The following is an 8,888-nucleotide window of genomic DNA, read 5'->3' as shown; positions in this document are numbered from 1 at the left end:
CACCTCTCCAGCGGCCCCCGCCTTCGCGGGGGCGACGGCTTTATTTATGACAACTCCCGGTCGAAACCCGCCTTATTGCTCCTGCCCACCAAGCCGGGGCGCCCCGCCCCCGGCAACCATGCGTTCGCCGTCGATCACGATCGGGCTCGCCAGCCCGTCGACCGACGCGCCGTCGGGCCGGAACCGCATCGCGCGCGCCTGCACCTGCGGGTCGGCGAAAACGGCGGCGATATCGTTGATCGGCCCCGCGGGCACGCCTTCGGCCTCGAGCGCCAGCGACAGGCGCTGCGCATCCCATGTCGCGATCTTCGCCGCGAGCAGCGGGATCAGTTCGCCGCGATTCGCGAGCCGCGCCGCGTTGGTGGCAAAGCGCAGGTCGGCCGCCCAGTCGGGCACGCCGAGGATCGCGCATAATTTGCGAAACTGGCCGTCGTTGCCGACCGCAATCACCAACTGGCCATCGGCGGTCGCGAACGCCTGATAGGGCACGACATTGGCGTGACCGTTGCCCATCCGCCGCGGCGATACGCCACTCGCGAGATAATTGGCGGCCTGGTTGGCGAGCACGCCAACCTGGCAATCGAGCAGCGCCATATCGATATGCGCGCCCTTCCCCGTGACGTCACGGCGTCGCAGCGCAGCAAGGATCGCGACGGTCGAATACATGCCGGTGAAGATATCGGCATAGGCGATTCCCGCCTTCTGCGGCGCGCCGTCGGGTTCGCCGGTCAGCGACATCGCGCCGCCCATCGCCTGGATGATGAAATCATAACCCGCGCGATGCGCATAGGGGCCCGTCTGCCCGAAGCCCGTGATCGAACAGACGATCAGCCGCGGAAAATCGGCACGGAGGGTCGCCGGATCGAGGCCATATTTGACGAGCCCGCCAACCTTGTAATTCTCGATCACCACGTCGGCATCGGCGATCAGCGCGCGAACCCTGGCCTGCCCCTCCGCCGTCGCGATATCGATCGCCGCGCCGGCCTTGCCGCGGTTGCAGCTGTGATAATAGGCCGCGCCGAGATTCTCGCCGCCCGCGCCCATGACGAACGGCGGCCCCCAGCTGCGCGTGTCGTCACCCGCACCCGGCCGCTCGACCTTGACGACCTCGGCGCCCAGGTCGGCGAGCAATTGCCCGCACCAGGGCCCGGCAAGCACCCGCGCCAGTTCGACGACGCGGATGCCCTCCAGAGGTTTTACGCCTTGCGGCTCAGGCAAAGGCCGAAATACCGGTGATCGCGCGCCCGAGGATCAGCGCATGGACGTCGTGCGTGCCCTCATAGGTGTTCACGGTCTCGAGGTTCACCGCATGGCGTATGACATGATAATCGGCCGAAATGCCGTTGCCGCCATGCATATCGCGCGCGACACGCGCGATATCGAGTGCCTTGCCGCAATTGTTGCGCTTCAGGAGGCTGATCGCATCGGGGACGAGCCGTCCCTCGTCGATCAGCCGGCCGACGCGCAGCGCCGCCTGCGTACCGAGCGCAATCTCGGTCAGCATATTCGCCAGTTTCAGCTGCACGATCTGGTTCGCCGCGAGCGGGCGTCCGAACTGCTTGCGCTCGCCGGTGTAGTTGCGTGCGGCTTCGTAGCAGAATTCGGCGGCGCCCATCGCACCCCAGCCGATACCGTAGCGCGCGCGGTTGAGACAGCCGAACGGTCCCTTCAACCCCGACACATGCGGCAACAGCGCGTCTTCGCCAACCTCGACCGAATCCATGACGATCTCGCCCGTCACCGAAGCACGCAGGCTCACCTTGCCCTCGATCTTCGGCGCCGACAGGCCCTTCATGCCCTTTTCGAGCACGAAGCCGCGGATCGCACCATCGTGCGCGTCGGACTTCGCCCACACGACGAAGACGTCGGCGATCGGCGAATTGGTGATCCACATCTTCGCGCCCTTGAGGCGATAGCCGCCTTCGACCTTTTCGGCGCGGGTGCGCATCCCCCCGGGGTCGCTGCCCGCATCGGGTTCGGTCAGGCCAAAACAGCCGACGAGTTCGCCCGAGGTCAGCCCGGGCAGATATTTGCGCTTCTGTTCCTCGCTGCCATAAGCGTTGATCGGGTGGATCACGAGCGAGCTTTGCACCGAGCAGGCCGAGCGATAGCCCGAATCGATGCGCTCGACTTCGCGCGCGATGAGGCCATAGCTGACATAGTTGAGGCCCGCGCCGCCATATTCGGGATCGATCGTCGCGCCGAGCAGGCCGAGCGCGCCCATTTCGGACATGATCTCGCGGTCGAAACGCTCGTCGAGAAACGCCGAGGTAACGCGCGGCAACAGCGCATCGGTCGCATAGGCGCGCGCGGTATCGCGGACCATCCGCTCTTCTTCGCTCAGTTCGGCGTCGAGCTGGAGGGGGTCGAGCGGGTCGAGCGCTTCGATGCGCTGCGGATCGGCGAGGGCCATGGGTCAGCTTTCTTCAAAAGCGACCCATGGACGGGTCGCTACGGGGTCGGTTCGGCCGTTTTTCGGGCCAGCGCGGCAGCGGGGCTGTCGCGCGGCTCCAATATCGCCGCCGTCTCGATCAGGTCAAGCGCGCGCCGCGCTTCATGATAGCGCCGTGCGTCGATCAGCCAGTCGTTCGCAGCCGCGGCGCCCGGCATCGCCTCGACCTCGGCAATGGCCTGATCGGCCTGCCCCGCGCCCAGATAGCGCCGCGCGCGATCGAGCCGTTCGGAAGCCCGCGGCGATTGCGTCCCCGCGGCGCGCACGACGAACAATTCGCCGAGTTCGCGGCGAAGCCCGGTCCACAGGCTACCGTTTCCGTCGCCGCCGCGCCCGACGAGCTGCGGCGCCAGCGTGTCGAGCCCGGCGCGAAGCTGTTCGAGCGTCACCGGTTCGCGCGACGTGTCGATGATCGTCTTGACCGCATTCGGCTGGTCGTCGCCAAAGCGCAGGCGCAGCTGGGCGTCGAGATAACCGAGCGACAGGCCGCGATCGAGCGCGCGCCGCACGGCAAAGGCGACAAGCAGCCCTTCGGCGCGCGAGGCGTTGCCTGAAGCCGATTCGGCCTCGAGCGTGATGCGCGACAGGCGCTGTTCGAGTTCGGCGACGCGCGCCGCGAGTGCGTTGGCGCCGTCGACCGGCGCCACCACCAGAGGCTCGCCGGCGCCGGCCGCCTTTGCGGCGGCGGCAACCGGAAGCGGGTTTGCCGCGCCGCCGGGGGATTCGATCATTTTCGCGACCGGGATGCTGTCATTCCCCGTCAGCCAGCGGTTCACCGCCCAGCCGCCGCCGGCAATGCCGACCAGAAGCAGGAGGAAGGCACCAATGGCGAGGGCGCGAAACGATAGTCCCCTTGCCGGAACCGCCTCGTCCACCGGCACGGGCGCGGGCGAGGAGGTGTCGATGCTGTCGATTGCCATGTTTCTCTTTCGAACGACCCTATTTTGCGCCCTTGTGCCACAAAGCACGCACCTGTGCCAACATTGCCGCGTCGTCGGGCTGTTCCGAAACGGCAAGCCGGGCCCAGCCGCCGCCCGCCGCTGCCGCGACCGGCGGGCTGATCGCGACCAGCGCCAGATGCCCGCGCGCGTCGCCGACAAGCTCCGAAATGCGCGTCGCCGCGCGCACCGAATGCGCAAGCAGAACCGCCGGCGCCGCGATCAATTCGGACCAGTCGGGGGGCGGCGGTACGGGATCGACGGCATAGCAAGGCCGCGCCTCGATGGCGGCGCCCCGCGCGTCGAATTCGGACCGGTCGCGACCGCAAAGCCATAATATATTACGGATTTTTCCTGACGTCATAGCGTCAAGAAGCTGCTGCGCGCCGGCCGATCCGGTCATCGCGACTGTCAATCCAGCCGCATCGGCGGCGCGTGCAGTCGCCGCGCCGACGGCATAGGCGGGTAACGATGCGATGCGCGCGAGGTCGGGTCCGGCCATGTCCGGAGCCAAAGCGCTGGTCAGCAGCAACGCATCGAAATCGCGGGCCGCGGGAACCGCCCATTCGAGCGGTCGCGCGGCGAAAAGCGGGATCGCGTGCGCGTCGAACCCCAGCGCCTGCGCCCGCCCGACCGTCGCTGCATTGCCCGGTTCGGGCCGTGTGACGATCAGCGGCGGGCTCTCGGTCATGCCGCGAACAGGCGTCGCACGCTTTCGGGCGCCTCGCCGAGCAGTCGATGCGCGAGTTCCCCGGCCGCCCCGGGCCCGGCGACAAGGACATGCCCCGCGGCATGGTCGGCGCCATCGTCGGAGAAAATCTCGGCATCGAGGCGCAGCTTGCCGTCATCCTGCCAATGCGCGTGGGCCGCGACGGGCGACCGGCAATCGCCGCCGAGCGCCGCGAGGAAGGCGCGCTCGGCCGCCACCGCCTGGTGTGTCGGCGCGTGGTCGATCGGCGCGAGCAACGCGCGCACGCCGTCATCGTCGCCGCGACATTCGATCCCGATCGCGCCCTGCGACGCCGCGGGAAGCAGCATCTCGACCGGTTGCACCGTGCCGACATCGTGCATCCCCAGCCGATCGAGACCCGCCGCCGCCAGCAGGGTTGCGTCGGCGTCGCCGCCCGCGATCTTGGCGAGGCGCGTCGCGACGTTGCCGCGCAGCAATAATGTTTCGAGGTCGGGACGGATCCGCCTCACTTGCGCCGCGCGCCGCGGGCTGCTCGTTCCCAGCCGCGCGCCGTGCGGCAGGTCGGCGATCGTCGCTGCAGCAATCCCCTCGCGCACCACCAGCCGGTCGCGCGGATCGGCGCGTTCGAGCATCGCGCCGAGGAAAAAGCGCGCATCGCGGAGCGTTTCGACATCCTTCAGCGAATGGACCGCGATATCGATCGCACCGGCGTCGAGCGCCGCGTCGAGTTCGCGCGTCCACAGCGCCTTGCCGCCGACCTCCGCGAGCGCGCGGTCCTGGATCCTGTCGCCCGTCGCTGTCATCGGCACGATTTCAAGCGCCGCCAAATCGATGCCATGGGTGGCAATCAGCGCCGCAGCCGCCATATGCGCCTGGGCCATCGCCAGCGGCGACGCCCGGGTGCCGATGCGCAGCGGGTTTTCGGGGGTTGGAAACTGGTTCATCGTCCCCGCTGCTAGCGCGGCTTGCCCTGCCGATAAAGGGGCGGGTAAAGGAACGCGCAACAATATGACCCTGATCCTCGGCCTTGAATCGAGCTGCGATGAGACCGCGGCAGCGCTTGTCGACAGCAAGCGGCGCATTTTGGCGCAGCGCGTCGCGGGGCAAGAGGCCGAACATAGCCCCTATGGCGGCGTTGTTCCGGAGATCGCGGCGCGCGCGCATGTCGACCGGCTCGCGCCGATCGTCGAAGCCGTGCTCGCCGATGCCGGCGTGTCGCTCGCCGATGTCGATGCGATCGCCGCGACCGCCGGGCCGGGGCTGATCGGCGGCGTGATGGTCGGGCTCGTCACCGGCAAGGCACTTGCGCACGCGGCGAACAAGCCGCTGATCGCGGTCAACCATCTCGAAGGCCATGCCTTGAGCCCGCGCCTCGCCGATCCCGACCTTGAATTCCCCTATCTGCTGCTGCTCGTCTCGGGCGGCCATTGCCAGTTGCTGCTCGTGCGCGGCGTCGGCGATTACCGCCGCCTTGCCACGACGATCGACGACGCCGCGGGCGAAGCGTTCGACAAGACCGCGAAGCTTCTGGGCCTCGGCTATCCCGGCGGGCCGGCAGTCGAGCGTATTGCCGCCGAGGGCAACCCGCGCGCGGTTCCTCTCCCGCGCCCGCTCGTCGGCAGCGCCGAACCGCATTTCTCTTTCGCGGGACTCAAGAGCGCCGTCGCGCGCGCCGCCGCGAGCGGCGAGCATGGCATCCCCGATCTCGCCGCATCCTTCCAGCAAGCGGTCGTCGATTGCCTCGTCGACCGCAGCCGAATCGCTCTCGCCGCGTGCCCCGACGCGACCGCCTTCGTCGTCGCCGGCGGAGTCGCCGCCAATGGCGCGATCCGTACCGCGCTGACCGACCTCGCAAATCGCTTCGACAAGGCTTTTGTCGCGCCGCCGCTGTGGCTCTGTACCGATAATGGCGCGATGATCGCCTGGGCCGGGGCCGAGCGTTTCGCCGCCGGCCTGACCGACGATCTCTCGGTGGCCGCGCGCCCGCGCTGGCCGCTCGATCCCGCAGCCGAAGCCGTGCGCGGCGCAGGAGTGAAAGCATGACGTCATATGCCCGTTTCGGCGTGATCGGCGGCGGCGCGTGGGGCACCGCACTCGCGCAGCTTCTCGCCGCCGATGGAACGCCGGTGCGCCTGTGGGCGCGCGAGGACGATGTCGTCGCCGCGATCAATGCCGAGCATCGCAATCCGGCTTTCCTTCCCGGCGCCGCGCTCTCACCCTCGCTGACGGCAACGACCAGCCTTGCCGAGATAGCGAATCTCAACGCGCTGCTTGTCGTCGTCCCGGTGCCGTTCCTGCGTGCCGTGCTCGCCGAACTGCCGCCGGGCGACGCACCGCTGATCTTCTGCAGCAAGGGCATGGAAGCGGGCAGCTTCGCCTTCCCGATCGACATGGCGCGCGACCTTGCGCCGCAGCGCCCGCACGCCGTCCTCTCGGGCCCGACCTTTGCGCATGAAGTCGCCGCGGGCCTGCCCACCGCGATCACGCTCGCCGCCGCCGACGCGGACCTTGCCGCAAACATTGCGCAGGCGCTCGCACGTCCGCACTTCCGGCCCTATATCTCGACCGACGTCATCGGGGCGGAGATCGGCGGCGCGGTCAAGAATATCCTCGCAATAGCCTGCGGTATCGTCGACGGCGCCGGGCTGGGGCTTAACGCGCGCGCCGCGCTGATCAGCCGCGGTTTTGCCGAAATGACGCGCTTCGGCCTCGCGCTCGGTGCACAGGCCGAAACGCTCGCGGGACTCGCCGGACTCGGCGACCTTGTCCTGACTTGTACCTCGTCGAACTCGCGCAACTTCGCGCTCGGCCAGGGGCTCGGGCGCGGCGAGGCGGCCGAGACATTGATGGCCGATCGCCGCACCGTCGCCGAGGGCGCGTTCAGCGCCCCCGTCGTGGCGGCGGCGGCGCGTGCCGACGGCATCGACATGCCGATCACCGAAACCGTCGCGCGCCTCGTCGCCGGCGAAACGCGCGTCGCCGAGGCCATTCAGGCCTTGCTCAGCCGTCCGCTGCGACCCGAAGGGCGATGAATTGCCACATACAATTGCCTGCCCCCCTCGACCGCGCTAGACTGCACGGCAGGGCAAAGCAGAAGGGGCGCCAGGCTTGAGCCAGACGGACAGCGCAGCCGCGCCCCAATCGCCCCCTCCTTCCTCCGCAGACGCGCCCCCGCGCGATGCGGACACGGCGGCGCTTGCCAAGGGCGGACGCACCAATTTCTTCGGCTTCATCCTGCGCCTCGTCGCGCGCCTGCCCTTCCTCTATGTGGCGGGCCGCTGGTACGGACCCGAAGCGGTCGGGCGCTTCGCCTTTGCTGTGCTGGTCATCGAATTGGTCGCGCAGCTCGCGACGCTGGGCCTGAAACGCGGCCTTGCCGAGCAATTGAGCGCGCCCGGCGCCGACCATCGCACCGCCGTGTGGGACGGCATGTTCGTTGCGTTCCTCGCTTCGGCGACGGGCTCCGCGCTCCTCCTCCTCTTTCCGCAGCTCATGTATCCGGCGGGCGGGATCGACAGCACCGACCGCTGGATGGCGCTGCTCGTCTTTGCCATCGCCGGCACCGACATCGCGCTCGCTGCCTGCGCCTATAAATTCGACATCGGCGCGACCGTCCGCGCACGCGCGATCGTCGAACCGTGGGTAATCAGCGCCGCGGCGGCGGGATTCTGGTTCGTCTCGGCGCGCGACGGGCTGATGCTGTCCTACGCCGCCGCCATGCTCGGTGCCTTCCTCACCGCGCTGATCCCGATGCTCCGCCATTACGGCGGTCCGCACGGGTGGCAGCCGCACCCCGCGCATCTGATTGCAGTTGCGCGGCGCAACGCACCGCTTGCCGCCGCCGACGCGATCGAATGGGGAACGCGGCGGCTCGACCTGTTCATTCTCGGCCAGTTCACCTCGCCGACGATCTACGGCATCTATTATATGGCGCAGCAGGTCGCCTCGCTGCCGCAGAAGCTCAAGACCAGCTTCGAGCCGATCCTCGGCCCCGTGATCACGCGCAACCTTGCCGAAAACCGGCTTGCCGCCGTGGCGGCACAAGTCAGCCAGGTCGGTTTCTGGATCATCGCCGCACAGGCCGGCGTCGCGCTCGCACTCGGCATCCCGGGCGAGGCGGTGATGGGCCTCGTCGGTCCCGAATTCGTCAGCGGCACCGCGGCGCTCGCCTTTCTGCTCGCTGCCGAGGTCGTCGCCGCGACTGCGGTCGTCAGCGAGGCGGCGCTCGTCTATGTCGCGCGCCACCGCAACCTGCTGATCAGCATCGCGACGCTCGCGTTGCAGGCGGCGCTCAGCGTCGCGCTGATCCTGATTGCCAAATCGATGGGCCTGCCGCCGATCACCTATGCCGGCGCGGTTGCGCTCGCGCTGATGCTCGCGCTCGGCTTTGCGTCGGTGGTCAAGGCGCGACTGCTCGCGCATGTCCTCGGCGCGCCGGTGAACAGCCTGCGCTGGGCGCTCGTCTGGGCGACCGCGGGCGCGGCGGTCCTCGGCTGGGGCGCGACGCAGCTCCCCGAATGGGCCGAGCTGCTGGTCGGCGTCCCCTTCATTCTCGGCATTTACGCCTGGCTGATCTGGACGCGCGGCTTCGGTCCCGCCGACCGGGCGCTCTTCAAGAAGCATCCGGAAACGGCGGAGACTGGCGGCTGAACCCGTCTCCATAAGCGCGAATGTCTGTTTTGGGGTGGAGAGCGGACCCTTTTGTGCACCCCGGCGAAAGCCGGGGTCCATGGCGTCAGAAGGCTGGCATTGCGCGATTACGCTCTGGGCCCCGGCTTTCGCCGGGGTGCACATCCCTATCGGCAGC

Annotated in this window: 8 protein-coding genes; 3 read left to right on the top strand and 5 right to left on the bottom strand. The window is 68.7% G+C overall.

Annotation, left to right across the window (positions count from 1 at the left end; all coding sequences use genetic code 11):
- Positions 1 to 72: 72 nt before the first annotated feature.
- From VGD20_RS09835 to hemC, 5 genes are read right to left on the bottom strand one after another with little or no spacing between them, the layout of a single operon-like run.
- Positions 73 to 1,218: a CaiB/BaiF CoA-transferase family protein gene (locus tag VGD20_RS09835; RefSeq protein ID WP_331134268.1), complete on the bottom strand. Its 1,146-nt coding sequence runs from the start codon at positions 1,216 to 1,218 to the stop codon at positions 73 to 75.
- Positions 1,211 to 2,413 (bottom strand): acyl-CoA dehydrogenase, encoded by a 1,203-nt coding sequence (locus tag VGD20_RS09830; RefSeq protein ID WP_331134267.1) that lies wholly within the window; start codon positions 2,411 to 2,413, stop codon positions 1,211 to 1,213. Before VGD20_RS09830 ends, VGD20_RS09835 begins: the two co-directional genes overlap by 8 nt.
- 38 nt (positions 2,414 to 2,451) lie before the next feature.
- Positions 2,452 to 3,372 carry a mitofilin family membrane protein gene (locus tag VGD20_RS09825; protein WP_331134266.1) on the bottom strand — a complete coding sequence of 307 codons (921 nt, stop codon included), beginning with the start codon at positions 3,370 to 3,372 and terminating at the stop codon, positions 2,452 to 2,454.
- 19 nt (positions 3,373 to 3,391) lie between these two features.
- Positions 3,392 to 4,081: a uroporphyrinogen-III synthase gene (locus VGD20_RS09820; RefSeq protein WP_331134265.1), complete on the bottom strand. Its 690-nt coding sequence runs from the start codon at positions 4,079 to 4,081 to the stop codon at positions 3,392 to 3,394.
- The gene (gene hemC / locus VGD20_RS09815) at positions 4,078 to 5,025 is read right to left on the bottom strand and encodes a hydroxymethylbilane synthase (RefSeq protein ID WP_331134264.1); all 948 of its coding nucleotides are present in this window, start codon (positions 5,023 to 5,025) and stop codon (positions 4,078 to 4,080) included. Before hemC ends, VGD20_RS09820 begins: the two co-directional genes overlap by 4 nt.
- Before the next feature lie 64 nt (positions 5,026 to 5,089).
- Between hemC and tsaD the strand changes: the two genes are divergently transcribed.
- From tsaD to VGD20_RS09800, 3 genes are all read left to right on the top strand, one after another.
- Complete coding sequence (gene tsaD, locus VGD20_RS09810) at positions 5,090 to 6,124, top strand: tRNA (adenosine(37)-N6)-threonylcarbamoyltransferase complex transferase subunit TsaD (protein ID WP_331134263.1); 1,035 nt, start codon at positions 5,090 to 5,092, stop codon at positions 6,122 to 6,124.
- Positions 6,121 to 7,113 carry an NAD(P)H-dependent glycerol-3-phosphate dehydrogenase gene (locus VGD20_RS09805; RefSeq protein ID WP_331134262.1) on the top strand — a complete coding sequence of 331 codons (993 nt, stop codon included), beginning with the start codon at positions 6,121 to 6,123 and terminating at the stop codon, positions 7,111 to 7,113. The genes tsaD and VGD20_RS09805 overlap by 4 nt, the downstream gene beginning before the upstream one ends.
- Before the next feature lie 76 nt (positions 7,114 to 7,189).
- Complete coding sequence (locus VGD20_RS09800) at positions 7,190 to 8,731, top strand: lipopolysaccharide biosynthesis protein (protein WP_331134261.1); 1,542 nt, start codon at positions 7,190 to 7,192, stop codon at positions 8,729 to 8,731.
- The last annotated feature ends 157 nt before the right edge of the window (positions 8,732 to 8,888 follow it).

Source organism: Sphingopyxis sp., assembly GCF_036402335.1.
Taxonomy (GTDB): domain Bacteria; phylum Pseudomonadota; class Alphaproteobacteria; order Sphingomonadales; family Sphingomonadaceae; genus Sphingopyxis.
This window is presented reverse-complemented; position numbering and strand designations above follow the sequence as displayed.